This window comes from Nocardia sp. CA-145437, assembly GCF_050956485.1.
GTDB lineage: Bacteria > Actinomycetota > Actinomycetes > Mycobacteriales > Mycobacteriaceae > Nocardia.
Window position 1 is genome coordinate 104,502 of record NZ_CP191204.1, and the last position, 26,309, is coordinate 130,810.

Here is a 26,309-nt window from a genome sequence, read left to right on the forward strand (position 1 = left end):
GTTATCTCAACGTTGAGATTATCAATGAGGAGCTATCGATGACCACCACACGCGCTGGAGCCGCAGGACTCGCGGGAACCCTCGCCGTAACCGCCCTCGCCCCGCTGGTCTTCGGATCGACGTACGCGATCACCACCACGTTCCTGCCGCCGGACCGGCCCATGTTCACCGCGCTCATGCGCGCGCTGCCCGCCGGACTGCTGCTGTTGGCCATCACCCGCAAGCTGCCGCACGGGCAGTGGATCGGCCGCGCGGCCGTGCTCGGCGCGCTGAACATCGGCATCTTCATGCCGCTGCTGTTCCTGGCCGCTTACCGCCTGCCGGGCGGCGTCGCCGCCGTACTCGGCGCGGCCGCACCGCTTTTCGCGCTGGGCATCGCGACCGTGGCGCTCAACGAGCGGCTCACCGTCCGCAAGGTACTGGCGGGCGTGATCGGACTCTTCGGTGTCGCCCTCGTAGTCCTCAGGGCCACAGCGGTTCTCGACACCGTCGGCGTGATCGCCGGTCTGCTGGGCGCGGCCTCCATGGCGGGCGGCACCGTGATGACCAAGCGTTGGGGACGCCCCGAAGGTGTCAGCCCGCTCGCCATGACCGGCTGGCAGCTGACCGCCGGTGGCCTCATGCTGCTGCCGCTGGCCGCGATCATCGAGGGCGCGCCGCCCGCGCTGGACGCCCGCAATATCGGCGGCTACCTCTACCTCGGACTGATCGGCACCGCCGCCGCCTACGCGCTGTGGTTCCGCGGCATCGCCAAGGCCCCCGCCACCTCGGTCTCGTTCCTCGGCCTGCTCAGCCCGCTGTCGGCGGCCGTCATCGGCTGGGCCGCGCTCGGCCAGGCGCTGGCCCCGCTGCAGATCCTGGGGATGGCGATCGCGCTGGGCGGCACCCTGCTCGGCCAGACCGGCACCGCGCCCAAGGCGCCCGAACCCGTCACCGACACGCCCGCACCGGCCCGCACCGCGGCCTGATCCGGAACCCTTGCGAAGGAGCGAAACATCATGCAGATCACAGTGTTCGGAGCCAGCGGAGACACCGGGAGCCGGGTCGTGGCCGAGGCGCTGAGCCGGGGCCACCGGGTGCGCGCCGTCGCCCGCCATGAGGACCGGCTGCGGCACCTGCCCGAACAGGTCGAGGTGTGGGCGGGTAATGCCGCCGATGCCGCCGCCGTCGAGAAGGCCAGCGCCGGCAGCGATGTCGTGGTCAGCGCGACCCGCCCCACCCCGGGCAGCGAGCACGAGCTGGCCGAGGTCGCCGCGGCCCTGCTGGAAGGACTGGCGGACAGTGGAATCCGGCTGCTGGTGGTCGGCGGCGCGGGCACCCTGACCGTCGCCGGAACCGGCAGGACACTGGCCGAGCAGCCGGAGTTCCCGGCCGAACTGGGCCCGATCGCCGAGGGCGGCCGCCGTCAGCTCGAGGTGTTCCGGACCACCGCGCACCCGGTGAACTGGACCTACGTCAGCCCGCCCGCGCTGTTCGAGCCCGGTGAACGGACCGGCGTCTTCCGCCTCGGCCGCGACGAGATGATCGCCGACGAGCAGGGCAATTCCGCGATCTCCATGGAGGACATGGCCATCGCGCTGCTCGACGAGATCGAGAATCCCCGCCACCACCGAGTCCGATTCACCGTCGGCTACTGAAAGCCGCTACCGCACAACGAAAACACCGCGGGGCGTGACCGATGATCAGGTCACGCCCCGCGGTGTTCGCCGATTACCGGGCTCGAAGTGCTTACGCCACGCGGAAACCCGCGCCCGCCCCGCCGTGGCGGTCGATGTCGGCCAGCACCGTGGTGATGTTGGTGGCCAGCTCCGGCTCGTGGATCAGGTTGCCGCCACCGGTGCACAGCGGCAGTTCGATGGTGATCGGCCCGGCCCGGAAGTCGGTGCCCGCCACCACCATGCCGACCAGTTGGTCGCCGCGCAGCACGGGCGCGCCCGAGTCACCGTGGTTGGCACACACCTGGCTACGGAAGTAGGTGGACTTGGTCTCCCACACCGGACCACAGGTGAAACCGGTGGTGCGGCCGTTCTTGCAGACGTTCTCGCCGATCTGCGGCGGCGCGCCGACCGAGTTGATGACCGACTGCGCGACCTGACGGGTCGGAATCACCCGGTCGGCGTTGAAGACGATGATGGCCCAGTCCATCTCCTCGTCCTTCTCGGCGATGACGCCGATACCGCCGGAGCGGGTGTACTCGGCCGCGATCCGCGCGCCGACCTCACCGCAGTGGCCCGCGGTCAGTCCGACCAGCTGGTTCTTGTTGTCGTAGCCCATCGCGGTGATGGTGCACTCGCTGACCGAGGTGGCGTCCTGGAGGTCTTCGACGTAGACGCCGGAGCCACCGCCGAGCGTCACCACCGGGGCGGCGTCCGCGGAGCCGGCGAACAGGAGGGTGGAGCTCACCGCAGTGACGGCCGCGGCCGCCCAGTGCAGAACTCGGGCGCGGCCCGCAGACTTCATCAGGTTTTCCCCATCCCACGAAAAACGATTCCAGCGCGCCGAATTCGGGAGACCGGGGGCGCGCGCGTGGAGCATGTCACGCCCGCAAGTGATTGGCAAGTCCCCACTTCCGGAGCTATTCGGAAAAGCTATGCCCGGCAGCCGGTTCCGGCGGAAACTGACTTGGTCGTGTCGGTGGCCCGTGATAGAAATCCGGCAGTGGTGATCGCACCACCGAGAGCAGTAGCGGCCCATGCGCAGCGGCCGCTGCGAAATTGGGGAGAATTCGAATGGCTTTCTCGGGCAAGCTCGCCTTGACCATGTTCGTTTCCGCGGCTGCCGTGCTGGTGACGTCGCTGGGGGCCGGTACCGCCAATGCCGAGCGGGGACCGGATGGATCGCTCTACGGCACGCTCGCGCTGAGCACCGACGGCGGCACTTTCTACGGCGCCGCGTGGAACTACCCGAGCTGGGGCGCTTCCGACGCGGCCGCGCTGAACAAGTGCGCCCACCGCGGCTGCAAGGTGATGGTGCAGTTCGCCAACGGCTGCGGCGCCATCGCCGAGAGCGCCGACCACTCCTACTACTACGGCGGTTCGGGCCGCAACCGTGCCGAGGCCGAGCGCGACGCCATGGACCGGCTCACCAACTGGATGCCGTCCCCGCCGGCCATGTTCGGCAGCTCGGCCCCGCCGAAGCAGTCCGTGCACGTGCGCTACAGCGAGTGCACCGCCGGCGCGTAAGCCCCTCGAGCAAGCCCCGACCGGCGCATACTGGTCGGGGCTTGACCTTGACGCTGCGTCAACTTGCATCCTGAATTCGTCGAGGAGAACGAGAGGATACGAAAGGCCGGAACGTGGCAACCGAATGGTCCATCCAGCAATTGGCCGCAGTCGCCCGAACCACCAGCCGCACCCTGCGGCATTACGGTGAGCTCGGGTTATTGCCGCCGAGCCGGATCGGGTCGAACGGTTACCGCTATTACGACCAGGAATCCCTCGTCCGGTTGCAGCGCATCCTTTTACTCCGCGAGCTCGGTCTCGGCCTGCCGGCCATCGCCGAAGTGCTCGCCGGGCAAAAGGACACCGCCGCCGCCCTGCGCACCCATCTGGAATTGCTGAAAAACGAGCAGGACCGGATCGCGCGCCAGATCGCCTCGGTGCACACAACATTGCGCAAGACGGAAGCAGGTGAAGAACTGATGGCAGACGAGGTATTCGACGGATTCGACCACGCCCAGTACAAGGACGAGGTCATCGAACGCTGGGGTAAGAACGCCTGGGACAGCGGCAACAAGTGGTGGAACGCCATGAGCGAGGCGGAGCAGAAGGCCCACCTCCAGGCCCACCTCGATATCGCCGCCGACTACGGCCGCGCCCACGCCGCGGGCCTCCCGGCGGACAGCGACGAGGCGCAGGCGATCGTGCAGCGCCACTACGACTGGCTCGGTGCTTCCCCGACCGGCGGTCCCGTGACCGCCCAGTACTTCAACGGTCTCGGCGACATGTACGTCGCCGACCCGCGCTTCGCGAAGAACTACGACAAGCACGGCGACGGCACCGCCGCGTACGTCCGTGACGCGATGCGGGTGTACTCCGCCGCCCGGCTGTAGTCCTCGGGCAGTGAGCTCCGGCCGCGGCGAGTGGGCCGAGAAGTGAACAGCCGCCCGGTCTTTCGACCGGGCGGCTGTTTCAGGTCAGTGCTCGATCAAGAGCATTTCCCTAGGCGGTCAGGCCGCGCACATCGACTGCAGGACACCGCGCAGGATCGGCGCGCCGTAGGTGGTGGGCGCGAAGGCGATGGTCTGGGCCATGCTCAGCGGGGTCGTGACGGCCGAGGCCACCCCGGTGAATCCGGCGATCGTCGTACCCGCGGTGAGCAGCAGGCTGGTGGTGTCGAGGGCGAAGGTGATGAGCGAGAAGAGGTTCTCCACCTTCACATCCGCCAATGCGACGGTGTTGAGGGCGCGGCCCTCGTAGATGTCGAAGCCCAGGTTGGCCAGGAAGGTCAGCGGCCCGTAGTCCATCGCGTCCACGATCGGGCCGAGCTGCTCGGTGCGGCGCAGCATCATGATGTCGGCGACCCGGTTCTCGTGCAGGAAGCCTTGCAGCGCATCGGCATTGGCGTTCACCGACGCCGGATCGACGGGCAGCCCGGCGGCGGTGGTGAGGAACGTGCGGGTGCGCTCGACCAGATCGCCGGTCTTCAGTTCGGCCAGCGTGGTGCAGGTGCCGTCGGCCTTGGTGAGCTGGTTGGCCAGGTCGATGAGCGGCTGCGGCACGTCCACGCGCTCGTCGGGCAGCTCCAGCCGCAGCTTCTGATACGCGCCTTGGGCAGTGCAGCCCAGCGACAGCTGCGACTGCACCGACCGCGCCAGCGACTTCACGCCGTTGAACAGCGCGCCCACCACCGGCTTGAGCACGAAGCCGACGGTCGGCACCAGGCTGGCCGCGAACTGGGCGGGGATCTTCACGATGCGGGTGGCGAGAATGAACACCTCGACCACGTCGCGCACCTTCAGCTGCGAGAGCGCGATGGTCTTGTGCAGGTTGCCGGTCTTGACGGCGTCCAGGTTGTTGACGATGTAGGTGACGATCGGGTCGTCGAGGAACTGGGTGCGGTCATTGACCTCGTCCGGCCCCAGCGGCAGCCCGTTGCGATGCACGTGGATCGACGCGACGTTCTGCCGGAAATCCTCGACCGAGCGGTCGTAGGCGGTCTGCTGCTCGGCCGGAACCACCGTGCGAATGGCCGTGGCGGCCGCGGTGATGACGTCGTCGAAAGTTGCCGCAGGCTTGCCGCAGACCTCGCCGGCGTCGGCGATCTGGGTTGCCGCGAGCGCGTCGCCCTCGTCGGCGCGCGCGGGCGCCGCACCCGGGACGAGGGCGGCGGTGCCGAGGATGGCGGTGATGGACAGGGCCCCGATGAGCGGGGCGAATCGAGCGAGGCGCATGTAGATGGTCTTTCGAGGGATCGCGCAATCACGCGGCAACAAACTGGTCGGTGTTACAAATCGAGTCGATATGTAATACAGCCCGCATGGCGCGACAGTCAGCGTTTCATGAACGCTGAGCGAAAACCTCGCAACTTGTGAGGCGCAATACTCGCAGTTCGCGGCCCGCCTCGTTCTGGACTGCGGCTTGATCGACCTCCGCCTGGGAGCGGAGGAGCGAAGCGGAGGAGGGAAGAACGAGGTAACAGGGCCGCGAACCCGCCCGGAGCGAAGCGGAGGGCAATAGAACACAGCCCACGCGCGTCCTGCGGGAGTGCCGGTAGTCTGGGCGACCGTGACCGTCGCATCCCCCTTCGATCTGATCGTTGTCGGCTCCGGCTTCTTCGGGCTGACCATCGCGGAACGCACCGCCAACCTGCTCGGCAAGCGAGTCCTGGTGGTCGAACGCCGCTACCACCTGGGCGGTAACGCCTACTCGGAGGCGGACCCCGAAACCGGCATCGAGATCCACAAGTACGGTGCCCACCTCTTCCACACCTCCAACAAGCGGGTGTGGGACTACGTGAACCAGTTCACCGAGTTCACGAACTACCAGCATCGCGTCTTCGGCCTGCACAAGGGCCAGGCGTACCCGCTGCCCATGGGGCTGGGCATGATCTCCCAGTTCTTCGGCCGCTACTACACCCCGGACGAGGCGCGTGCGCTGATCGCCGAACAGTCGGCGGAGGTCGCCGGCGACGAGGTGACCAATCTCGAGGAGAAGGGCATCTCGCTGATCGGCCGCCCGCTCTACGAGGCGTTCATCCGCGACTACACGGCCAAGCAGTGGCAGACCGATCCCAAGGAGCTGCCGGCGAACATCATCACCCGGCTGCCGGTCCGCTACACCTTCGACAGCCGCTACTTCAACGACACCTACGAGGGTCTGCCCAAGGACGGCTACACCGCGTGGCTGACGAAGATGGCCGAGAACCCGAACATCGAGGTGCGCCTGGACACCGACTGGTTCGACGTGCGCGACGAGGTCCGCGCCCAGAGCCCGGACGCCCCGGTCGTCTACACCGGCCCGCTGGACCACTACTTCGACTACAGCGAGGGCGAACTCGGCTGGCGCACCATCGATTTCGAGACCGAGGTGCTGGAAACCGGTGACTTCCAGGGCATCCCGGTGATGAACTACAACGATGCGGACGTCCCCTTCACCCGCATCATCGAGCCGCGCCACTTCCACCCCGAGCGCGACAACTACCCGGCCGACAAGACGGTCATCATGCGCGAGTTCTCGCGCTTCGCCCAGACCGGCGACGAACCGTACTACCCCATCAACACCCCCGAAGACCGCGCCAAGGTGCTCGCCTACCGCGAGCGCGCCAAGGCCGAAACCGTTTCGGCCAAGGTGCTGTTCGGTGGCCGCCTGGGCACCTACCAGTACCTGGACATGCACATGGCCATCGGCGCCGCGCTCAGCATGTTCGACAACGTGCTGCGCCCGCACCTGGAATCCGGTGCGCCGCTGGTGGATGAGGCCTGATGACCGCCCAACTCACGCGGGAAGACATGAGCACCGAGACTCGCGCCGTATCCCTGCTCCAGCGCATCATCCTGCCCCGGCCGGGTGAGCCGCTGGACGTCCGCAAGCTGTACCTCGAGGAATCCGACACCAATTCCCGTCGCGCGCACGCCATCACGCGCACCGCGCTGGCCATCGGCGCGGAGTCGGAGGTGTCGTTCTGCACCTACTTCAACGCGGTCCCGGCCAGCTACTGGCGGCGCTGGAGCGTGCTGAAGTCGGTGGTGCTGCGGCTGGAACTGTCCGGCCACGGCCGCGTCGACGTCTACCGCTCCAAAGCCGACGGCTCCCGAATCCACGTGCAGGGCAACGAGTTCAGCACGCCGGGCGAGGGCGCGGCCGCCGCGGACTTCGTCGAGTTCGAAGTGGATCTGGGCCCGTTCGAGGACGGCGGCTGGATCTGGTTCGACATCACCACCGACAGCCACGTCGAAATGCGCAGCGGCGGCTGGTACGCGCCCATCGAGGCGCCGGGTGAGGGCAGCATCGCCGTCGGCATGCCGACCTTCAACCGCCCCACCGACGCGGTCAAGACGCTGACCGCGCTGGGCTCCGACCCGCTGGTGCTGGAGAAGATCCAGGCCGTCATCATCCCCGACCAGGGCACCAAGAAGGTCGTGGACGAGCCCGGCTTCAGCGAGGCCGCGGCCCGCCTGGCCGGTCGCCTGGCCATTCACGACCAGCCCAATCTCGGCGGCTCCGGCGGCTACAGCCGGGTCATGTACGAGGCGCTCAAGACCACCGACGCCGAGTACATCGTCTACATGGACGACGACATCGAGATCGAGCCGGACTGCATCCTGCGCGCGCTGGCCTTCTCGCGTTTCGCCAAGTCGCCCATCCTGACCGGCGGCCAGATGCTCAACCTGCAGGAGCGCTCGCACCTGCACGTGATGGGCGAGGTGGTGGACCGCTCCATCTTCATGTGGACCGCGGCCCCCAATGTCGAATACGACCACGACTTCGCCAAGAACCCGCTGCGCGACCGCGACAACTCCAAGCTGCTGCACCGGCGTATCGACGTCGACTTCAACGGCTGGTGGACCTGCGTCATCCCGCGCCAGGTGGCCGAGGAGATCGGGCAGCCGCTGCCGCTGTTCCTCAAGTGGGACGACGCCGAATACGGTTTGCGCGCAAGGGAACACGGCTACCCGACGGTCACCCTGCCGGGTGCCGCGGTGTGGCACATGGCCTGGTCCGACAAGGACGACGCCATCGACTGGCAGGCCTACTTCCACCTGCGCAACCGCCTGGTCGTCGCCTCGTTGCACCTGCCCAACGACGGCCGCCCGATGGTGGTCAACACCGTCAAGGCCACCTTGAAACACCTGCTGTGCCTGGAGTATTCGACGGTCGCCATCCAGAACGAGGCGATCCGCGACTACCTCGCCGGACCGGAGAAGCTGTTCGAGCTGCTGCCGACCGCGCTCGGCAAGGTGCACGCCATGCGCAAGGAATACCCGGACGCGGTCGTGGTGCCGTCCTCCACCGAACTGCCCCTGGCCTCGCGGGCCGAGGTCGGCGCGGTCGGCGAGCCGGGCAACCCGATCGCCAAGGTGGTGCGCCTCGGCAAGGGCGTGCTGCACAACTTCCGCAAGGCCAACCCGAAGCATCACGACACCCCGCAGCTGAACGTGCCGACCCTGGACGCGCGCTGGTTCCTGCTCTCGCAGGTCGACGGAGTCACCGTCACCACCGCCGACGGCCGCGGCGTCGTCTACCGTAAGCGGGATCCGCGCAAGGCCAAGGAGCTTTTCACCGAGGCCATGCGCCTGCGGAAGGAGCTGGCCGAGCGCTTCCCGGAGGTGCGCGAGCAGTATCGTCGCGCGCACGCGCATCTCACCAGCCAGGCCGCGTGGGAGAACGTCTTCGGTATCGACGCTTCCGCCGCCCAGACGAGGAATGAGCCCAAATGACGGCTGCACAGCCAGCTTCCGGCGTGGACCGCGGACTGCACGCGGTCCCGGACGCGCCGGCGACTCCGGCCGCACCCCCGGCCGAGGTCAAGATTCTCAACCTGGTGCAGGGCACCATCGGACAGAACCCGGCGGTCGTGAAGGCCGCCCGCGGCATGTCCCATTTCGGTGAGCACTCGCTGGGCTGGATCGGCATCGCCGCGGTCGGTGCGCTGGTCGACAAGCCGCGCCGCCGCCAGTGGGCCGGGGTCGCGGTCGGCGCGTTCGGCGCGCACGCCGCGTCGGTGGTGATCAAGCGGGTGGTCCGCCGCCCCCGTCCGAACGATCCGTCCGTGCAGGTCAACGTGTCGACGCCGTCGAAGCTCAGCTTCCCGTCCTCGCACGCCACCTCGACCACCGCGGCGGCTGTGTTGCTCGGCCGACTGACCGGGCTACCCTTGCCTGCGGTGCTCGTCCCGCCGATGCTGCTCTCGCGGGTGGTCCTCGGTGTGCATTACCCCTCCGACGTGCTGGCGGGTTCCGCGCTGGGCGCAGCATCAGCCGCCGCCGTGCTCGCCGCCGAAAAGAGACTCGCGAAGTGACCGCCCAGGAAGAAGCCATCGTTGACATGAGCGAAGAGCCGACCAGCACCGACCTAGCAGAGGCGGTCGTCAAGGGACCGCCGAAGACGTTGGGCGGCGGCTTGATCAAGGCCATGCGCCCGCGTCAGTGGATCAAGAACGTGCTGGTCCTGGCCGCGCCGCTGGCGGCGGGCAAGACCGCTGCCGGTCAACTGGTGATCGGTGACGCCTCGGTGCTCGGGCACGTGGCCCTGGCCTTCGTGGTGTTCTGCATGGCCGCGTCGGGCATCTACCTGGTCAATGACGCCATGGATGTGGAGGCCGACCGGGCCCACCCGACCAAGCGCTTCCGGCCCATCGCGGCCGGTGTGGTGCCGGTGAATCTGGCCTATGCGCTCTCGGCGGTGCTGCTGATCGGCTCGATCGTGCTGTCCTTCGCGGCGAATTGGCATCTGGCCGTGGTGATGGCGGTCTACGTCGGCATTCAGCTGGCCTACTGCTTCGGTCTCAAGCACCAGGCGGTGCTGGACATCTGCATCGTGTCGTCGGGCTTCGTGCTGCGCGCGGTCGCCGGTGGTGTGTCCTCGGATATCCGTCTGTCGCAGTGGTTCCTACTGATCATGGCGTTCGGCTCGCTGTTCATGGCGGCCGGAAAGCGTTACGCCGAACTGAAGCTCGCGCTCGACACCGGCGCGAAGATCCGCAAGTCGCTGGAGTACTACACGCCTACCTACCTGCGTTTCGTCTGGACCCTGTCGGCCACCGCGGTCGTCGTGTTCTACGGTCTGTGGGCGTTCGAGCAGGATCGCGCCAAGGACACCATCTGGTTCGCCATCTCGATGATTCCGTTCGTCATCGCCATCATGCGGTACGCGGTGGATGTCGACGGCGGCGAAGCGGGTGAGCCGGAAGAGATCGTCCTGGGGGACCGGGTTCTCCAGTTACTCGCACTCGCCTTGATCGGAGCTCTGGGTGTCGCTGTCTATCTCACCTGACGTGGTAGAGGGAGAAGAGCGAGAGACGGGCGCGCCGACGGCACAATTGCCGGTCGGTCGCGCCCGTCGGCGTGCGGATGACTCCGCGCGCGGTGCCTCGCGACTATCCCGAGCCACGTTCATCGGTGGGATCGCACTGACCGCGACACTGTTCGCGGCCGGTGCGTGGCAGCGGCGCTGGATCGCCGACGACGGCCTGATCGTTCTCCGCACGGTGCGAAACCTGCTGGCGGGCAACGGTCCGGTCTTCAATGTCGACGAACGCGTCGAGGCCAATACCAGCACCGCCTGGACCTACATCGTCTACTTCTTCAGTTGGCTGACCCAGGCCCGGCTGGAATACGTGGTGCTCGGGATCGCGCTCACACTGTCGGTGCTGGCCATCGTGTTCGCGATGCTCGGCACCGCCCGGCTGTGGGGCGGAACGGGTTCCGCGCTGCTGCTTCCCGCGGGCGTGCTGGTCTACATCGCCCTGCCCCCGGCGCGCGACTACGCCACCTCCGGACTGGAGTCCTGCCTCGTCATCTTCTGGCTGGCGGTGCTCTGGTGGGGGATGGTGCGCTGGAGTCAGGCCGAGAAGGTGCGCCCCGCGGGCTTTCTCGCACTCGTCTTCTTCGCCGGATTGGCCCCGCTGATCCGCCCGGAGATGACACTGGTCGGCGCGCTCGCGCTGCTCATGCTGTTCTGCGCCCCGGTGCCCGAGACCCGCTTGCGGCCCTGGCTGTTCCGGGTGCTGATCGTGGCGGTCGCGGGTCTGCTGCCCGTGGCGTACCAGATCTGGCGGATGGGCTACTACGGCCTGCCCTACCCGAACACCGCGGTGGCCAAGGACGCCGGCGGCGCGAAGTGGGGCCAGGGTCTGGCGTATCTCTGGGATCTGGTCGGGCCGTACTGGCTGTGGTTGCCGCTGCTGGTGCTGCTGGTGGCCGGTGTGGTGGTCGGGCGGCAGCGCCGCGACCAGCTCTCCGGGTCCGATCCCGCGGGCGAATCCCGGAAACCCGGATGGCGCGGGCGGATTGACAGTTTCAGCCACTGGCTGCGGACCCCCGCCGCGGTGGTCACGCTCATGCTGGGCAGCGGATTCGTGCTCACCGTCTACGAGATCCGGGTCGGCGGCGACTTCATGCACGGTCGCATGCTGCTGCCGCAGGTGTTCTGCCTGATCCTGCCTGTCGCGGTGCTGCCGCTGCGGCTGCCGCGCACGGTGGCGGCGGGCGCGACCGGAATGCGCCGCATGGACTGGGCTTTCGTGATCGTGCTGGCCGCGTTCGCCGGAACCACGGGGTGGGCGCTGTTCGCGGCCGACACCACCGCCATCACGACCGGCACCAAGATCCGGGCCAACGGCATCGTGGACGAGCGCATCTACTACGTGCTCAACACCGGCCACGATCACCCGATCCGCGCCGAGGACTACCTGGACTATCCGCGCATTCGCGCCATGGTCCGGGACATCGGGAATTCGCCGGACGGCGCGCTGCTGCTCAGCTCGCCCTCGTTCACGAACTGGTATCTGGTGCCCGCGCCGGTCCCCGAGGGCAATCAGGAGCACGTGGTGTTCTTCCTGAATCTCGGCATGACCAGCATGAACGTGCCGCTGAACGTCCGGGTCATCGATCAGATGGGCCTGGCGTATCCGCTTGCCTCGCACACCGATCGGCTGACCGACGGCCGCATCGGCCATGACAAGAACCTCTACTCCGACTGGGTGGTCGTGGACACCGGCATGGTGGACAAGCATCCGTGGATGCCGTGGTTCCTGGACGAGAAGTGGACCACCCAGGCGCGAACGGCGCTGTCCTGCCCCGCCACCCAGGACATGCTGGCCTCGGTGCGCGGGCCGCTGACCTTCGACCGCTGGCGGCACAACGTGGTGCAGTCGCTCGATTTCGCCAAGTACCGGATCGATCGGGTCCCGAAGTACGAGATCCAGCGCTGCGGATTGGTCGACCCGACCGAGCCGCCGAAGTAACCGGACCACATGGCAGCCCCGTATCCCTCGCGGATACGGGGCTGCTTTGCGCTGGATAGCAATTAGTTTGGGCGTTTTGTCACGAACTGAAGATGAAATTTGAAATTCTGTCTCAATTAGGTAACGCCTGGTGGGGGGTTCCGCGATACGCTACTCGGCAGGCCGCTGCGGGTGATCTTCCTATGTGTCACAGCGGATGTCATGAGTTTGGAAGGGCCGGAACAACACGATGCCTAGCGCTGCCACCACTGTGCGTGGGAAACGGGGAACTCGACCGCGGCGAGCGTGGTTCACGAGGGCGACATTCGGCCTGGCCATGGCGCTGATGCTGCCGTTCGGCGCGTCGGTCGCCGGCACCGGCGGCACCGCGCAGGCGGCTCTGAATCCGGCCGGTTTCGATTTCTACGTGGATTCCGCGATGGGCCCGATCAAGTCGCGCGTCTTCCGCGCCAATGACGGCAACACCAATCGCGTGGTCTACCTGCTCGACGGCATGCGCGCCCGCGAGGACCTCAACGGCTGGGAGATCGAGACCAACGTCGCCCAGGCGTTGATGGACGCCAATATCAATGTGGTGATGCCGGTCGGCGGCGCGTCCAGCTTCTACGCCGACTGGACCCAGCCCAGCACCTTCCTGGGCATGAAGCCCGGCACCGCGCCGGGCGACGTGACCGGTTCCGGCGCCTCGTCGGTGTTCTCGGGTGGTCCGGGCAAGTCCTACACCTACAAGTGGGAAACCTTCATCACCAGCGACCTGCGCAACGCGCTGCGGGATCGGCTGGGCTTCAGTCCGAACCGCAACGGCGTGGTCGGCGTGTCCATGAGCGGCAGTGCCGCGCTCATGCTGGCGGCCTTCCACCCGGACCAGTTCAGTTACGCCAGTTCGAATTCGGGTGTGCCGAATATGAGCACGCCCGGCATGCGGGCGGCGATCCGCGCCGCGATGCTGGACTGCGGCGGTTACAACGTGGATGCCCTGGCTTCGTCGGAGGCCAAATGGCAGCACCTCGATCCGGCCGTGTTCGCAACGCGGTTGAAGGCCAACAACACCCGGCTGTGGATCTCCGCGGCGAGCGCCATTCCGGGTGGCGGTGACATCTCCGCGATGGCGACCAAGGAGGGCATGGGCATCGAGGCGGTGGCGCTGGCGAGCACCCGGATGTTCCAGGCCCGCTTGGCCGTTGTCGGTCTCGGCAATGTCGCCTACGACTTCCCGCCCACGGGCATCCACAACTGGCACACCTGGGAGCCGCAACTCATCAAGCAATTGCCCGATCTCTCCTCACACATCGGGTGACGAGCCGAGTTTTGTCTCGAGTCCTGTATTAATGAGCAGCTCAGGGCACATTTCCGGAAAGATGTGGCGCCCGTCACTTCTGTCACAAACCGATAACGAACAGTTCGCTAACGCACGATAGGCTCCCCGAGACCTTCCGCCGGGCGATGACCGAACCGGCGGGATTGCACGGAATGAACAGGACACGAAAGGCCGGACGAAGGCATGCGAGGCGAGTGGGTTAGACGTCCAGTGATGGGCGGCGGATGGTTGAAACGATCGGCACTCGGGCTCGCCGCGGCCCTCATGGTTCCCCTGGGCGCGTCGGTGGCCGGAGTCAGCGGCGTCGCGCACGCCGCCTTCAACCCCTCCGGGTTCGACTTCTGGGTCGACTCGGCCAGCATGGGCCCGGTCAAGACCCGTGTCTTCCGTGCCGCTGACGGCAACACCTCGCGGGTCGTCTACGCCCTCGACGGCATGCGTGCCACCCAGATCCTCAACGGCTGGGAGAACGACACCGAGGTCGTCCGCGCGCTGACCGCCGCGAACATCAACGTGGTCATGCCGGTCGGCGGCGAGTCCAGCTTCTACGCCGACTGGGCCGAGCCCAGCTCCATCCTCGGCATCGGCGGCGGCAGCGGCTCGGCCGGTTCCTCCTCGGGTTCCGCCTCGGGCTCGCAGTCGGGTTCCGGCGCGTTCGGCCTGTTCGCCGGCGGCCCCGGCAAGAGCTACCGCTACACCTGGGAAACCTTCATCACTCAGGACCTGCGCAACGCGCTGCGGGACCGGCTGGGCTTCAACCCCAACCGCAACGGCGTGTTCGGCCTGTCCATGGGTGGTTCGGGCGCGCTGACCCTGGCCGCCTACCACCCGGACCAGTTCAGCTACGCGGGCTCGTTCTCCGGCTACCTGAATGTCTCCGCGCCGGGCATGCGTGAGGCCATCCGCGTCGCCATGATCGACGCCGGCGGCTACAACGTGGACTCGATGGCCCCGCCGTGGGGTCAGCAGTGGCTGCGCATGGACCCGTTCGTGTTCGCGCCGCGCCTGATCGCCAACAACACCCGCCTGTGGATCTCCGCCGCCAGCGCCATCCCGGCCGCCGGCGACGTCTCCGGCGTCATGTCGGTGATCCAGGGCATGCCGCTGGAGGCGCTCGCGCTCGCCAACACCCGGGCCTTCCAGGTCCGGATGGCCACCCTGGGCGCGCAGAACGTCACCTACGACTTCCCGGCCAGCGGTGTGCACAACTGGCGGAACTGGGAGGCCGAGGTCTACCGCATGATCCCGGACCTCTCCAACAACATCGGCTAGAAAACCGCGCTCAGCGCGTAAAGTCCCCCGGGCGTAGGTCAAGATCTGGACTCGCCCGGGGGACTCGTGCGTCGACACGCCCGACACGCCGACGCGGACGTCCGATACTTGAGCAGTTTCGAAGAGAAGATCGTTCTGCTGGATCGTCTGTGCTCCGATGAGAGGCTGGGTCGATGCTGGTGCGTGGCTTCAAACGAACTGTGCTGGGTATCGCGACGGCGATGCTGCTGCCATTAGGCGCCGGGGTGGTCGTCTCCCCGCCCGCATCAGCCGGATTCAATCCGTCGGGATTCGACTTCTGGGTCGATTCTCCCGAGATGGGCCCGATCAAGTCCCGGATCTTCCGCGCCGCCGACGGCAATACCAACCGCGTCGTCTACGTGCTCGACGGCGAACGCGCCCAGGGCGACCTGAACGGCTGGGAGATCAACACCAATGTCGCCGAGGTTCTGCAGGGCTGGAACATCAATGTGGTGATGCCGGTCGGCGGCCAGTCCAGCTTCTACGCGGACTGGGATTCACCCAGTTCGTTCTTCGGCCTGCGGCCCGGCAGCGGCTCGTCCGCGGCGAATTCCGGATCCGGCATGACCGAGGCGCTGGGTGGCGGTGAGGGCAAGAGCTACCGCTACACCTGGGAATCGCTGCTCACCAATCAGCTGCGCTGGGCATTGCGGGATCGCCTGGGCTTCAATCCGAATCGCAATGGCGTGTTCGGATTGTCGATGGGCGGCAGTGCCGCGCTCACCTTGTCGGCGTACCACGCCGACCAATTCAGTTTCGCCGGATCATTCTCCGGTTATCTGAACATTTCCGCGCCGGGTATGCGCGAGGGCATTCGCGCGGCCATGATCGACGCCGGCGGTTACAACGTCGACTGCATGGCGCCGCCGTGGGGTCCGCAGTGGTTGCGCATGGATCCCTTCGTCTTCGCGCCCACCCTGATCGCGAACAACACTCGCGTCTGGGTCTCGGCCGGCAGCGGCCTGCCGATGCAGCAGGACCTCCAGATTCCGTTCGGCGCGGCCGCCGACCGCATCGTCCGCGGCACCCCGCTGGAGGCGTTGGCGCTGGCCAATACCCGCGCGTTCCAGGTCCGCATGATGACGCTCGGCGCGAGCAACGTGGTCTACGACTTCCCGCCCGCCGGACTGCACGCCTGGACCAACTGGCAGGACGACGCGTACCGGATGATTCCGGACATGTCGGCGAATATCGGCTGACGTCCGAAATCCGCGCCACCGCAACACGGTTCGACACGAGTTCGCCCGATGTTCGATCAGCGGCATGAGACCGAGTCTCATGCCGCTGTTTTGTTGTGCCTGGTCGGAGCGCCTCGGAGGCATTGCCCGGCACATCGGAGAGATTGCCGGCCAGCGGGATTGGGGGGCTGTCGATTACCGGCTGAGCTGTTGTCATAGGAATGGCGAATAGACAGGTGAGTGACACAAGTCACTGGTACCGAATCGCTGTTTGCGCATAGGCGAAATGCGAGTTCGTGTACGCATCGGATGCGCTTCCCGTCAGTGCCGCGACACTCGGGAGTCGGCGTGTTTCTCATTGTGCCGAAAGATCATTCGGTCCTGTTGCCGAGAGTGGGCTCCGTGACATATTGTCACGCGGAACCAATCTGATGAGGTTGTCGGGGATCTCGCTGTCCGGTGATGTCGCGGCCGATGTCGGCTGCACTCATGGGGCGGGTTGGCCGTCAGCAGCGAAGTAGCCGGAGTAAAAGAAAGCAGGATTCATGAGGTTCGGCAGGAACGGGGGGAGTACTGCGGCGCGTCCGACACGCGGTGCGGGTACATGGATGAGGCGGACGCTGGTCGCATCGGTCGCCGCTCTCGCACTGCCGGTGGTGGTGGGCGGCGCTCCGGCGCAGGCCCTGCCCGCTCATGGCATCACCCACCGGATGAACCCGGGCGCCACCGAGGACCTGATGGTTCCCTCGAGCATGGGCCCGATCAAGGTCCAGGTCCAGTGGGCCCGCAACGGCGGCAACGGCGCGCTCTACATGCTCGACGGCATGGCCGCGCGTGACGACCGCAACGCGTGGAGCTTCGAGACCAACGCCAATCAGCAGTTCTCGAACGACGACATCACCCTGGTGATGCCGGTCGGTGGTCAGTCCAGCTTCTACACCGACTGGCTGGCCCCGAGTAACACCAACGGCCAGAAGTTCACCTACAAGTGGGAGACCTTCCTGACCAAGGAGCTGCCCGCCTTCCTCGAGGGCTACGGCGTCTCCCGCACCAACAACGCGGTCGTCGGTCTGTCGATGAGCGGTGGCGCCGCGCTCGCGCTGGCCGCCTTCCACCGCGACCAGTTCAAGTGGGCCGGCTCGTACTCCGGCGCGCTGAACGTCTCCGCCCCCGGTATGCGGGAGGCCCTGCGCGTGGCCGTCCTGCGCTGGGGCGCCTACAACATCGACTCGATGGCGCCGCCGTGGAGCCCGCAGTGGCTGCGCATGGACCCGTTCGTGTTCGCCCCGCAGCTGCGTGGCCTGCCGATGCGTATCTCGGCCGGTGGCGCGCTGCCCGGTGAGTTCGACCGGCCGGCCAATGTCGGCGCGGTGTTCGACACCGGCGTCGGTATGGGCATCGAGGCGGTCTGCCTGCTCAACACCCGCTCGTTCCAGGCCCGCCTGGCGCAGCTGGGCATCCCGGCGGACTTCGACTTCCCGGCCACCGGCACCCACTCCTGGAAGTACTGGGAGGCCGAGCTGTGGAAGTCCCGCATCGGCATCCTGCAGGCGCTGCACGCGATCTGATCTTCCGATAGCCCGAATGCCGGTCACCCCTCGGGGTGACCGGCATTCGCCGTTTCCCGGACGGGTTCGAAAGCTAATGTGGCACAGGTGGTATCGCGACGACGGCGCTCGTGCCGGATCAGGGGGACGGTCGCCATCGCGGCGGCCGTCGCGATAGTGCTCACCGGCGCTCCGGCCGCCGCGGAGCCGGCGCCCGCCGCGGCGCCCGTCATCAGTCAGGTCACCCCGCTGGGCGCGAGACGTGTTGCGCTGTGGGTGGATTCGCCCGCCATGCACGGGCGGGTGCAGGTACAGCTGTTGCTGCCGCGCGATTGGGACGCGCGGCCCGCCGCCAAGTTCCCGGTGCTGTTCCTGCTGGACGGAACGCGGGCCGGCGATCAGGAGAGCGGATGGACGAAAGAGGCTGGGGCACAGTCGTTCTACGCTGACAAGAACGTGGTGGTCGCCCTGCCCGTCGGTGGCGCGGCGAGCTACTACACCGACTGGAGACAGGCTTCGGAAGGCAAGACCAATCGGTGGGAAACGTTCCTCACCAAGGAATTACCGCCGCTCCTCGAACGCGACTGGCGCACCACCGATGTGCGCGGCATCGCTGGACTGTCGATGGGTGGTTCGGCCGCCATGACGCTGGCCGCGCGGAACAAGGGCTTCGCGCGTTTCGCGGCCTCGTTCTCCGGGCTGCTCACGGCCACGACTATCGGTATGCCGCAGGCGATCCAGCTCGCGCAGCGGGCGGCGGGGGAGAACAACGCCGACTTCATGTGGGGGCCGCCGGGCGCCGCGGAGTGGTCCGCGCACGATCCCTATGAACTGGCCGAACGACTCAAGGGCGTCAGCCTCTACATCTCCAGCGGCAGTGGGTCCGGGGGTGTCCGGGGTGGCGCCACGATCCCCGGCGTGAGTACCGACTGGTCGGGTACGGCGCTGGAGATCCTGGCGCGCATGTCATCCCGGCAATTCGCCGCGAAACTCGACAAATTGAGCATTCCGGTCTCGGTGAACTACCGGGCGGCCGGCACCCACGCTTGGCCGTACTGGGATTTCGAGATGCGACAGTCCTGGCCGCAGGTCGCGGCCGCGCTCGGCGTGGAGCAGTGATCGAAATACACGCCTGCTGAACGGGATACCCGCCGGTTCCCTCCGATACCTCCGAGCCGACTGTAGAGTGCACCGTTGTCCGTGACTCCCGTCACGTCGGTGTGGTTCCCCCTGCGGTTCAGGAGATCGATCTCTATGGCAGTACAGGGCGCTTCGTCATGCCCACAGCACGGTTCGGTTCGGCTCACCACGCGCGCTCGCGTCCGGAGGTTCTGGCGGCGCGCCCTGGTCACGGCCCTGGCGGTGGCCGCGCTCCCGGCATTGGCCGGGCCCGCGGCCGCCATGCCCACGCACCCGGTGCATCGCACTCCCGAGGGCGGATTCGAGGAGCTGTACGTGCCCTCGAGCATGGGCCCGATCAAGGTTCAGGTGCAGTGGGCGCGGCACGGCGGCAACGCCGCGCTGTACCTGCTCGACGGGCTTCGTGCCCGAAATGACTTCAATGCCTGGACTTTCGAGACGGATGCCTTGAAACAGTTCGCCGAGGACAACGTCACCCTGGTGATGCCGGTCGGCGGTCAGTCCAGCTTCTATACGGACTGGCGCGCGCCCTCCTCGACCAACGGGCAGAAGCTCACCTACAAGTGGGAGACCTTCCTGACCGAGGAGCTGCCGGCGTTCCTCGAGGGCTACGGCGTCTCCCGCACCAACAACGCGGTGGCCGGACTGTCCATGGGCGGCTCGGCGGCACTGGCGCTGGCCGCCTACCACCGCGACCAGTTCAAACACGCGTCCTCGTTCTCGGGCTACCTGAACATTTCCGCGCCCGGTATGCGGGAGGCGATCCGGATCGCCATGCTCGACGCGGGCCGTTTCGACGTGGATTCGATGGCGTGGCCGTGGAGTCCGCAGTGGCTGCGCATGGACCCGTTCGTATTCGCGCCGCAGCTGCGCAACCTGCCGCTGTACATCTCCGCCTCGTGGGGCGTGCTCGGCCCGCACGACAATCCGGACTCGGCGATCGGCACGTTCAACACCGTGAATGCCGTTGCGCTGGAGTCCTTGTCGATGGTGAACACCATGTCGTTCATCGGCCGCATGGAACAGCTGGGCATCGACGCGCACTACAACCTGCCGGTTCAGGGCACCCACTCCTGGGGCTACTGGCAGGACCAGCTGGCCGACGCCCGGCCCGACATCCTGGCCGCGCTGGGGGCTTGACGCTCGGCCCGGACCGGCAACTGGGCGTTTGCTGCGGAACGGCAGATTTGCGTGTGTCCTACCGGAACTCACACGGTTCCGGAGGTACAACACTAATGTGGCTGGAGTTGTCCGTGGGATCAGAACAGGGCGCATGCGTAGGATGGCATGCGCCATGGCAGCGGTATTTCCGCTGGCAGCTGGCACTTTCTTAGTGCCGGGGGCGGCAAGCGCCGCCCCCGAGGCCCCGGCTCCGGCGGCCTCGGTCCAGAAGATGAACTGGCTGAACGACCACCGGGTCAACGTGTGGGTGAACTCCCCCGCGACCGGTTCCCCACTGCAGATTCAGCTTTTGCTGCCGCGTGACTGGAACACCAAACCGGACGCCAAATTCCCGGTCGTCTACATGCTCGACGGCCTGCGCGCGACCGACGACGAGAACGGCTGGACCAAGGACGCGGGTGCGGCCGGCTTCTACGCCGACAAGAACGCCCTGGTGGTGCTGCCCATCGGCGGCCAGTCCAGCTTCTACGCCGACTGGCTGGCCCCCGACAACGGCCACAACTACCAGTGGGAGACCTTCCTGGTGAAGGAACTCCCGCCGCTGCTGGAGAACCAGTTCCGGGCCACCGATGTGCGTGCGGTGGAGGGCCTCTCGATGGGCGGCACCGCCGCCATGATGCTGGCCGCGCGCAATCCGGGCTGGGTCCGCTCGGCGTCCTCCTACTCCGGATTCCTCACCCTGACCTCGCTGGGCATGCCGCAGGCGGTCAACTTCGCCATGCACGACGCGGGCGGCTTCGACTCGTCGAAGATGTTCGGTCCGCCCTCCAGTGCCGCGTGGAAGGAACACGACCCCTACGAGCAGGCCGAGAAGCTCAAGGGCACCGCGCTGTACGTCTCCAGCGGCAACGGCGTCGCGGGCGCCACCGACCCGCTGTCCGACATTCCCGGCATCAGCACCAACTACGCGGGCCTCGGGCTCGAGGTGCTGTCGCGGCTGAGCACCCAGAACTTCGTGGCCAAGCTCAACAAGCTGAACATCCCGGTCTCGGTGAACTACCGCCCCTCCGGCACCCACACCTGGCCGTATTGGGACTTCGAGATGCGTCAGGCCTGGCCGCAGACCGCGGCCGCGCTCGGCGTGGACTCCACCCCGCCCAACTGCAGGACCGGCGGCGCGATCGCCCCGGTGGTGCAGGGCAACAACTGGCTCGGCGACTGCCTGACCGGCGAATACCCGATGACCGGTGGCGTCGGCCAGGACTTCCGCGGCGGCCGGGTGATGTTCTCCCAAGGCACCGGCGCACAGCCGGTCGCGGGCGCGATCGGCGGCAGCTACGCCGGACTGGACGGCGCGAGCGGCGCTCTCGGCTTCCCGACCGGCGGCGAGGGCGGGCTGCCCGACGGCCGCGGCCGGGTGCAGCACTTCCAGAACGGATCCATCTACTGGACCCCGCAGACCGGGGCCCAGGCGGTGCGCGGCGCGATCCTCGGCGAATGGGCCCGGCAGGGCTTCGAGCAAGGCCCCGCGGGCTACCCGAACGGGCAGGAGGCGCGCACGCCCCAGAAGGACGGCGTGGTCCAGAGTTTCGAGAACGGACCGGTGTACTTCACCGCCAAGACCGGCGCGCACCTGGTGCAGGGCCTGATCCTGGGCAAATACTCCCAGCTCGGATTCGAGAGCGGCCCTTACGGTTTCCCGACCAGCGGTGAGCAGGGGCTGCGCGACTTCGGCCGCTACAGCGCCTTCGAGGGCGGCAATATCTACTGGAGCCCGCTCTCGGGCGCCTGGGGCGTGCGCACCGGCCAGATCATGGACGCCTGGGGCGCAACCGGATTCGAGAACGGACCGCTCGGCTTCCCGATCTCCGACGAGGGGCAGTCCCCGGGCGGCCTGCAGCAGACCTTCCAGGGCGGCACCATCACCATCCGCGACGGGCGCGCCGTCGCGGCCACCTTCGACGGGCGGCCCATCGCCATCCCCGGCAGCGAGGCCCCCAAACCCGACCCGGCCCCGGCGGCGGCTCCGGCCGCCACCCCGGCTCCGGCTCCCGCGAACGCCCCGGTTCCGTCCCCGGCCGAGGTTCCCGTCCCGGCGGCGGCCGCACCTGCCCCCGCGGCGCCCGCCCCCGCTCCGGCGGCAGCCGCCCCCGCGCCGGCTCCGGCTCCGGCCGCCGCTCCGGCTCCGGCCGGGGTCCCCGCGGCGGTCCCGGCTCCGGCGGCGGCTCCCGTCCCGGCCCTGGAACCCACTCCGGCCGAGCCGCCGGCCCCGGCGCCCATCCCCGCGCTGGGCCCTGAAGTCCGTCCCAACTGAGACTTTTCCGACGAACAGGCCCTAATCGGCCCTAAGAAACGGATGAGGGTCCGTTGTGGTTCGGGCTCCGCGTCCGGGTTGCGGCTAGCCTGGGGGCGACCTTTGCCCTTGGACAGAAATAGGATGCGAATAGATGCACGGAACCCGTGGAAAGGTATTCGGCGTGGTGGCCGCCCTCGCCGCCGCCGGCCTGCTCGCCGCGTGCGGTAGCAACGACTCGACCGCCAAGAGCACTCCCACGCTGAGCGCCACCAAGACCACGGCCGCCGCCTCCGGTGCCGCCACGCCGTCGGCCGACCAGCAGGCCCCCTCGGCCGCGCCCGACGGCGGGACCTCCGAGCGCCCGGACCCGATCCCGAGCCAGTTCCTGACCACGCCGCCCGGGTCCCCGGCGCTGACGGACAAGGAGAAGGGCTTCCTCGAGGAGCTGAAGAAGGCCGGCATCACCCCGGGCTCCTCGGACATCGCCATCACCGCGGCGAATCTGGTCTGCCAGGGCAAGGCGGAGAACGCGCCGCAGGACCAGATCATCACGTACGTGACCGCCATCGCCGGCTCCGACCCGGCCTTCGATCCGGCCAAGATGTCGGTCGAGCAGGCGGGTAAGACCTACTACGACGTCGCCACGAAGAGCTACTGCAACAAGTGACGACACGACGCCGAAACGGACGACGCCGGACCCGGCCCGTAGGTTGCCTGCTCCTCGCCATCGCCGCGATCGTGATCGTGGTCGTGGTGGCGCTGCTGCTGTGGTACCTGCTGGCCGGCCGGCTGCGGCTGCCCGGCCCCAAGCCGCCGGGACCCACCCGTCCGAGTTCGCAGCCGGCCGCCTGTCCGGATGTGCTGCTGCTGTCCATTCCGGGCACCTGGGAGTCGAACGCCACCGACGACCCCTACAGTCCGACCGCGAACCCGGCGTCGCTGATGTTGAACATCTCCAACCCGATTCGGGCCAAGTTCCCGAACGAACGGCTCGAGGTCTACACCGTTCCCTACGTCGCCCAGTTCTCGAATCCGGTCGCCATTCCGCCGGACGGGCAGGCGTCGTACAACAACAGCCGGTCCGAGGGCGCCAAGCGGGCTTCGGAGAAGCTGGCCAAGACCCACGCCGACTGCCCGCTCACCACCTTCGTGCTGGCGGGCTTCTCGCAGGGCGCGGTGATCGCGGGTGACGTGGCCGCGCAGATCGGCGCGGGCAAGGGCCCGGTGCCCGAGGACCTGGTGCTGGGTGTGACCACCATCGCCGACGGCCGCCGCGATATCGGCGACCCGGGCGAGGCCACGGCCATCGGACCGTCCCCGGCGGGCGTCGGCGCGGAGATCGCGCTGCGGGGGCTGAACGTGCCGGGCATCACCATGACCGGACCGCGCGGCGGCTTCGGCAAGCTGTCCGACCGGGCCTTCACCATCTGCGCCGCAGGCGATTTGATCTGTGATTCGCCTCGGCAGGCGCTCAACCCCGGGAACATCCTCGGCAGCCTGAACATCCTGGTCAAAGCCGCGGGCAACCCGGTCCACAGCCTGTACAACGGCTACCAGGTGGACGACAACGGGACCACCGCCACCCAGTGGACGGTGAACTGGGCCTCCGGTCTCATCGAAAACGCCCCGCACCCAGCGCATACGTGAGTGAATGGTGACCCCCACCGACCAACCCCCCAGTTTGGGGGTCACCCGGTAAAGTGCTCCGGGTTGCGACACTGCCGAGACCCGGTGGGTGCGGCAACTCACATCCCTGTCCTAGTTGTGTCCTATCCGGGGCGCTCCCCACCCATTTGGAGGCATTCGCGCCGGTGAAGCCATAGTCCAGTGGTGTGAGCTGGGAGATGTTCGGCCGCTCCGAAGCATGGCCGGATCGCTCCTCTGTAACATGTCCCTGGCTCGAGAACATCTAGCCAATAGACGGTCACCGCGCAGACCGCAACGAAATTCTGCAGGTTGTCTCTCATGGAGCTCCCGCGGGCGAACACAGTCGGGGCCTCACAGGTAACAGCGGCAAGCAGCCGTTCCATGCCGCGTGTGCCTCGGAGGAGAAGAAGGAATGGACGAGACTTTCGACGATTACCTCGACGAAACGGGGAACATCACGATTCCCGAGGGACGTACCCTCGTCGACTACGTCGAGATGCACACTGCGGGCAATGACGCGAACGACCTTGCCTACCGCTACATCGACTACTCACGCGAGCGCGACGGTGAGTATCAGGACCTCACTTGGAGCCAGTTCGGCACCCGGCTGCGCGCGGTGGCCGCCCGACTGCAGCAGGTGACCAAGCGGGGCGATCGGGTCGCGATCCTGGCCCCGCAGGGCCTGGATTACGTCATCTCCTTCTTCGCGGCGATCTACGCGGGCACCATCTCGGTGCCGCTGTTCGATCCGGACGAGCCGGGCCACACCGACCGGCTGCACGCCGTTCTCGGTGACTGCACGCCGTCGGCGATCCTCACCGCGAGCTCCTCCGCCGCCGGTGTGCGGCAGTTCTTCCGCGCGCTGCCCGCGGCCCAGCGCCCGCGCATCATCGCGGTCGACGCCATCCCCGATAGTGTCGGTGAGTCCTGGATCCGCCCCGACATCCGCGTGGACGACATCGCCTACCTGCAGTACACCTCCGGCTCCACCCGCGTGCCGGCCGGTGTCGAGATCACCCACCGCGGTGTCGGCACCAATGTGCTGCAGATGGTGAACGCGCTGGATCTGAACGAGAACTCGCGCGGTGTGACCTGGCTGCCGCTCTACCACGACATGGGTCTGCTGACGGTGATCCTGCCCGCCGTGGGCGGCAAGTACATCACCATCATGTCCCCGGCCTCCTTCGTGCGCCGCCCCTCGCGCTGGATCAACGAGCTGGCCGCGGTCTCCGACGGCGCCGGAACCTTCGCCGCCGCACCGAACTTCGCGTTCGAGCACGCCGCCGTGCGCGGTCTGCCCAAGGCGGGCGAGTCGCTGGACCTGTCCAACGTGCTCGGCCTGATCAACGGCTCCGAGCCGGTGACCACCACTTCTATGAAGAAGTTCAACGAGGCGTTCGCCCCGTACGGCCTGCCCAAGACCGCCATCAAGCCGTGCTACGGCATGGCCGAGGCCACCCTGTTCGTGTCGGCCACCCGGCACGAGGACGAGGCCAAGGTCATCTATGTGGACCGCACCGAGCTCAACGCCGGTCGCGTGGTGAAGGTCGAGCAGGGCACCGAGAACGCCATCGCCCAGGTCTCCTGTGGTTACGTCTCGCTGTCGCAGTGGGGCGCCATCGTGGACCCGGAGACCGTCGACGATCCCGAGGGCGCGCGTGAGCTCCCCGAGGGTCAGGTCGGCGAGATCTGGTTGCACGGCAACAACATCGGCATCGGCTACTGGGGCCGCGCCGAGGAGACCCAGAAGACCTTCCGGAACCGCCTCACCAACCGCCTGCCCGAGGGCAGCAACGCCGGCGACGTCCCGCTGGACGGCAACTGGCTGCGCACCGGTGACTACGGCGTCTACGTGGACGGCGAGCTGTACATCACCGGCCGCGTCAAGGACCTGGTCATCGTGGACGGCCGCAACCACTACCCGCAGGATCTCGAGTACTCCGCCGAGGAGGCCTCGACCATGCTGCGTGCCGGTTTCATCGCCGCCTTCGCGGTGCCGGCCAACCAGCTGCCCGCCGAGGTCTTCGCGCAGGACAGCCACTCCGGTCTGAGCTACGACGCCGACGATGCCAGCGAACAGCTGGTGATCGTGGCCGAGCGCGGCCCGGGTGCGGGCAAGGCCGATCCGGGTCCGATCGCGGACGCGGTCCGCGCGGCCATCTCCACCCGGCACGGTGTCACCGCACGTGACATCCTCCTCGTGCCCGCCGGGTCGATTCCGCGCACCTCCAGCGGCAAGATCGCGCGTCGGGCCTGCAAGGCGGAGTACATCGGCGGGACGCTGCGGGGTGGTTACAAACAGCAGGCATTCCCCGATGCACCAGACGAGGAGTGAGACGACAGTCTCATAGTTGGATGGCGCG

The 26,309-nt window shown here is 67.6% G+C and carries 20 protein-coding genes and 1 pseudogene; 19 read left to right on the plus strand and 2 right to left on the minus strand.

The window, feature by feature from the left end; all coding sequences use genetic code 11:
• Nucleotides 1-38 precede the first annotated feature (38 nt).
• Together ACQPYY_RS00500 and ACQPYY_RS00505 are read left to right on the plus strand one after the other, a co-directional pair.
• A complete protein-coding gene (locus tag ACQPYY_RS00500; protein WP_433592397.1) occupies nucleotides 39-968 on the plus strand; it encodes an EamA family transporter in 930 nt (309 codons plus the stop codon).
• A 30-nt stretch (nucleotides 969-998) separates the two neighbouring features.
• Nucleotides 999-1,637, plus strand: a complete 639-nt coding sequence (locus ACQPYY_RS00505) for an NAD(P)-dependent oxidoreductase (protein WP_433592398.1) — start codon at nucleotides 999-1,001, stop codon at nucleotides 1,635-1,637.
• Between the two features lie 91 nt (nucleotides 1,638-1,728).
• Here the strand turns inward: ACQPYY_RS00505 and ACQPYY_RS00510 are convergent, their stop codons facing one another.
• Entirely contained in the window at nucleotides 1,729-2,460 is a 732-nt protein-coding gene (locus tag ACQPYY_RS00510) for a S1 family peptidase (RefSeq protein ID WP_357088207.1), read from the minus strand.
• A 269-nt stretch (nucleotides 2,461-2,729) separates the two neighbouring features.
• Here ACQPYY_RS00510 and ACQPYY_RS00515 point away from each other — a divergent pair, with 269 nt between their 5' ends.
• Nucleotides 2,730-3,182 (plus strand): DUF4189 domain-containing protein, encoded by a 453-nt coding sequence (locus ACQPYY_RS00515; protein ID WP_379103176.1) that lies wholly within the window; start codon nucleotides 2,730-2,732, stop codon nucleotides 3,180-3,182.
• Between the two features lie 113 nt (nucleotides 3,183-3,295).
• Nucleotides 3,296-4,051 (plus strand): MerR family transcriptional regulator, encoded by a 756-nt coding sequence (locus tag ACQPYY_RS00520; protein WP_433592399.1) that lies wholly within the window; start codon nucleotides 3,296-3,298, stop codon nucleotides 4,049-4,051.
• A 117-nt stretch (nucleotides 4,052-4,168) separates the two neighbouring features.
• Here the strand turns inward: ACQPYY_RS00520 and ACQPYY_RS00525 are convergent, their stop codons facing one another.
• Complete coding sequence (locus ACQPYY_RS00525) at nucleotides 4,169-5,392, minus strand: hypothetical protein (protein WP_433592400.1); 1,224 nt, start codon at nucleotides 5,390-5,392, stop codon at nucleotides 4,169-4,171.
• A 334-nt stretch (nucleotides 5,393-5,726) separates the two neighbouring features.
• Here ACQPYY_RS00525 and glf point away from each other — a divergent pair, with 334 nt between their 5' ends.
• The 15 genes and pseudogenes from glf to fadD32 all read left to right on the plus strand — a co-directional run bounded on the left by glf (nucleotide 5,727) and on the right by fadD32 (nucleotide 26,281).
• Nucleotides 5,727-6,923, plus strand: a complete 1,197-nt coding sequence (gene glf, locus ACQPYY_RS00530) for a UDP-galactopyranose mutase (protein ID WP_433592401.1) — start codon at nucleotides 5,727-5,729, stop codon at nucleotides 6,921-6,923.
• Nucleotides 6,923-8,878: a glycosyltransferase gene (locus tag ACQPYY_RS00535; RefSeq protein ID WP_433592402.1), complete on the plus strand. Its 1,956-nt coding sequence runs from the start codon at nucleotides 6,923-6,925 to the stop codon at nucleotides 8,876-8,878. Before glf ends, ACQPYY_RS00535 begins: the two co-directional genes overlap by 1 nt.
• On the plus strand, nucleotides 8,875-9,459 hold the full coding sequence (locus ACQPYY_RS00540; RefSeq protein ID WP_357275130.1) for a phosphatase PAP2 family protein: 585 nt from the start codon (nucleotides 8,875-8,877) through the stop codon (nucleotides 9,457-9,459). The genes ACQPYY_RS00535 and ACQPYY_RS00540 overlap by 4 nt, the downstream gene beginning before the upstream one ends.
• Before the next feature lie 26 nt (nucleotides 9,460-9,485).
• Nucleotides 9,486-10,433, plus strand: a complete 948-nt coding sequence (locus tag ACQPYY_RS00545) for a decaprenyl-phosphate phosphoribosyltransferase (protein WP_387300974.1) — start codon at nucleotides 9,486-9,488, stop codon at nucleotides 10,431-10,433.
• A 46-nt stretch (nucleotides 10,434-10,479) separates the two neighbouring features.
• Entirely contained in the window at nucleotides 10,480-12,405 is a 1,926-nt protein-coding gene (zomB, locus tag ACQPYY_RS00550) for a flagellar motor control protein ZomB (RefSeq protein WP_433594804.1), read from the plus strand.
• Nucleotides 12,406-12,721: 316 nt separating this feature from the next.
• Nucleotides 12,722-13,702, plus strand: a complete 981-nt coding sequence (locus ACQPYY_RS00555) for an alpha/beta hydrolase (protein WP_379103189.1) — start codon at nucleotides 12,722-12,724, stop codon at nucleotides 13,700-13,702.
• A gap of 204 nt (nucleotides 13,703-13,906) precedes the next feature.
• Entirely contained in the window at nucleotides 13,907-14,995 is a 1,089-nt protein-coding gene (locus tag ACQPYY_RS00560) for an alpha/beta hydrolase (RefSeq protein WP_379103191.1), read from the plus strand.
• 221 nt (nucleotides 14,996-15,216) lie between these two features.
• Nucleotides 15,217-16,215 (plus strand): alpha/beta hydrolase, encoded by a 999-nt coding sequence (locus tag ACQPYY_RS00565; protein ID WP_433592403.1) that lies wholly within the window; start codon nucleotides 15,217-15,219, stop codon nucleotides 16,213-16,215.
• Nucleotides 16,216-16,802: 587 nt separating this feature from the next.
• Entirely contained in the window at nucleotides 16,803-17,762 is a 960-nt protein-coding gene (locus ACQPYY_RS00570; RefSeq protein WP_357275140.1) for an alpha/beta hydrolase, read from the plus strand.
• Nucleotides 17,763-17,849: 87 nt separating this feature from the next.
• Nucleotides 17,850-18,860 (plus strand): alpha/beta hydrolase, encoded by a 1,011-nt coding sequence (locus ACQPYY_RS00575; RefSeq protein WP_433592404.1) that lies wholly within the window; start codon nucleotides 17,850-17,852, stop codon nucleotides 18,858-18,860.
• 135 nt (nucleotides 18,861-18,995) lie between these two features.
• Entirely contained in the window at nucleotides 18,996-20,021 is a 1,026-nt protein-coding gene (locus ACQPYY_RS00580; protein WP_433592405.1) for an alpha/beta hydrolase, read from the plus strand.
• A 142-nt stretch (nucleotides 20,022-20,163) separates the two neighbouring features.
• Nucleotides 20,164-21,948: pseudogene (locus ACQPYY_RS00585) on the plus strand (alpha/beta hydrolase-fold protein); the annotation flags it as partial.
• Between the two features lie 502 nt (nucleotides 21,949-22,450).
• Nucleotides 22,451-22,966 carry a DUF732 domain-containing protein gene (locus ACQPYY_RS00590; protein ID WP_379103200.1) on the plus strand — a complete coding sequence of 172 codons (516 nt, stop codon included), beginning with the start codon at nucleotides 22,451-22,453 and terminating at the stop codon, nucleotides 22,964-22,966.
• On the plus strand, nucleotides 22,963-23,946 hold the full coding sequence (locus ACQPYY_RS00595; RefSeq protein WP_433592406.1) for a cutinase family protein: 984 nt from the start codon (nucleotides 22,963-22,965) through the stop codon (nucleotides 23,944-23,946). Before ACQPYY_RS00590 ends, ACQPYY_RS00595 begins: the two co-directional genes overlap by 4 nt.
• A gap of 412 nt (nucleotides 23,947-24,358) precedes the next feature.
• The gene (gene fadD32 / locus ACQPYY_RS00600; RefSeq protein ID WP_433592407.1) at nucleotides 24,359-26,281 is read left to right on the plus strand and encodes a long-chain-fatty-acid--AMP ligase FadD32; all 1,923 of its coding nucleotides are present in this window, start codon (nucleotides 24,359-24,361) and stop codon (nucleotides 26,279-26,281) included.
• Nucleotides 26,282-26,309: the final 28 nt, after the last annotated feature.

Bases quoted from the DNA above. Each gene is read 5' to 3' on its own strand.
- ACQPYY_RS00565 (WP_433592403.1), top strand. From the start codon at position 15,217: ATGCTGCTGCCATTAGGCGCCGGGGTGGTCGTCTCCCCGCCCGCATCA.
- ACQPYY_RS00555 (WP_379103189.1), top strand. From the start codon at position 12,722: ATGGCGCTGATGCTGCCGTTCGGCGCGTCGGTCGCCGGCACCGGCGGC.
- ACQPYY_RS00500 (WP_433592397.1), top strand. From the start codon at position 39: ATGACCACCACACGCGCTGGAGCCGCAGGACTCGCGGGAACCCTCGCC.
- ACQPYY_RS00515 (WP_379103176.1), top strand. From the start codon at position 2,730: ATGGCTTTCTCGGGCAAGCTCGCCTTGACCATGTTCGTTTCCGCGGCT.
- fadD32 (WP_433592407.1), top strand. From the start codon at position 24,359: ATGGACGAGACTTTCGACGATTACCTCGACGAAACGGGGAACATCACG.
- ACQPYY_RS00540 (WP_357275130.1), top strand. From the start codon at position 8,875: ATGACGGCTGCACAGCCAGCTTCCGGCGTGGACCGCGGACTGCACGCG.
- ACQPYY_RS00525 (WP_433592400.1), bottom strand. From the start codon at position 5,392: ATGCGCCTCGCTCGATTCGCCCCGCTCATCGGGGCCCTGTCCATCACC.
- ACQPYY_RS00580 (WP_433592405.1), top strand. From the start codon at position 18,996: ATGGCAGTACAGGGCGCTTCGTCATGCCCACAGCACGGTTCGGTTCGG.
- ACQPYY_RS00570 (WP_357275140.1), top strand. From the start codon at position 16,803: ATGAGGCGGACGCTGGTCGCATCGGTCGCCGCTCTCGCACTGCCGGTG.
- ACQPYY_RS00560 (WP_379103191.1), top strand. From the start codon at position 13,907: ATGCGAGGCGAGTGGGTTAGACGTCCAGTGATGGGCGGCGGATGGTTG.
- ACQPYY_RS00590 (WP_379103200.1), top strand. From the start codon at position 22,451: ATGCACGGAACCCGTGGAAAGGTATTCGGCGTGGTGGCCGCCCTCGCC.
- ACQPYY_RS00510 (WP_357088207.1), bottom strand. From the start codon at position 2,460: ATGAAGTCTGCGGGCCGCGCCCGAGTTCTGCACTGGGCGGCCGCGGCC.
- ACQPYY_RS00535 (WP_433592402.1), top strand. From the start codon at position 6,923: ATGACCGCCCAACTCACGCGGGAAGACATGAGCACCGAGACTCGCGCC.
- ACQPYY_RS00505 (WP_433592398.1), top strand. From the start codon at position 999: ATGCAGATCACAGTGTTCGGAGCCAGCGGAGACACCGGGAGCCGGGTC.
- ACQPYY_RS00545 (WP_387300974.1), top strand. From the start codon at position 9,486: ATGAGCGAAGAGCCGACCAGCACCGACCTAGCAGAGGCGGTCGTCAAG.